This window comes from Planktosalinus sp., assembly GCF_059864935.1.
In genome coordinates, this window is sequence record NZ_JCBCCK010000390.1 from 1 (window position 1) to 1,455 (window position 1,455).

1 protein-coding gene is annotated in these 1,455 nt (G+C 45.8%); it reads left to right on the forward strand.

Features of this window, described 5'->3' with window-relative positions; all coding sequences use genetic code 11:
- Positions 1-1,420: M1 family aminopeptidase (locus AC6F75_RS12140; RefSeq protein WP_500715298.1), on the forward strand; the 1,420-nt coding region annotated here is incomplete at its 5' end.
- Positions 1,421-1,455: the final 35 nt, after the last annotated feature.

A 1,455-nucleotide genomic window follows, 5' to 3' on the forward strand; every position in this document is an offset into this window, starting at 1 on the left:
ATCTCATCTGGTGCTTCAAGTGGATTTGCAGGAACCCCTTAAGATTGAAAAAATTACTCAGGACGGTCAAGTATTAGATTTTAACAGCATTGGCCCTGCCCATTTTGTAACACTCAAAAAACCTCAAATAGTAGGCAACAGCGAAGAAGTGGTGGTGCATTACAGCGGCCACCCCCGGGAAGCGGTGAACGCACCCTGGGATGGTGGCATTTCCTGGAAACACGACGAAAATGGCAATCACTTTGTGGGGTCCTCTTGTCAGGGATTGGGTGCCAGTGTGTGGTGGCCCAACAAAGACCATATGTATGACGAGGTGGACAGTATGGCCATCAGCGTGCGTGTGCCGGAATCATTGGTAAACGTTTCCAACGGAAGGCTCAAAAATGTGGAAGAACAAGACGATAATACCAAAACCTGGCATTGGTATGTCACCAACCCCATCAACAACTATGGCGTAAACATCAACATTGGTGACTATGTCCATTTTGGAGAACAGTATGAAGGAGAAAACGGCACACTGGACATGGATTACTGGGTGCTGAGCTACAATCTGGATAAAGCCAAAGAGCACTTTATAGACGCCCCGCGCTCCATTGAAGCTTTTGAACACTGGTTTGGACCCTACCCTTTTTATGAGGACAGTTATAAACTGGTAGAAGCTCCTTATCTGGGGATGGAACACCAAAGTTCGGTGACTTACGGCAATCAGTATATGAAAGGTTATCTGGGCAGGGATTTGTCCGGCACCGGTTGGGGGATGAAGTTTGATTTTATCATCATTCACGAAAACGGCCACGAGTGGTTTGCCAACAACATCACCTACCAAGACATCGCAGATATGTGGATACATGAAGGCTTTACGGCCTATTCTGAAAGCCTGTTTGTAGAGTATTTTTACGGAAAGGAAGCCGGTGCAGAATATGTAGTGGGAACCGGAAATATGATACAAAATGACAAGCCCATCATTGGGGTGTATGGCGTCAATCAAAAAGGCTCAAAGGACATGTATTACAAGGGGGCAAACATCCTCCACACCCTTCGCCAGTTGCTTGAAGATGATGAGAAGTGGCAGGAAATACTCAGGGGTCTTAACAGGGATTTCTGGCACCAAACGGTGACAACTGCCCAGATTGAAAACTACATCGGTGAAAAGGCTGGATATGATTTAACACAATTCTTTGACCAATACCTGAGAGATCATCGTGTTCCCGTAGTTGAATTTAAGATTAACGGCAACGAATTCTCCTTTCGCTACAGCGAAATCATTGACGGTTTTGATATGCCGGTAAGGGCCTACATCAATAACGAATTGCAATGGATTTTCCCTAAGGCAGAATGGACAACCAAAAAGTTGGAAAAACCTGTAACAAGCTTGCGAATTGACCCCAATTTTCTGGTGGACGGGAAGTTGGTGAGGTAGTAGTTTGGGCGACCGATGACAGATGGGTTCAAGGT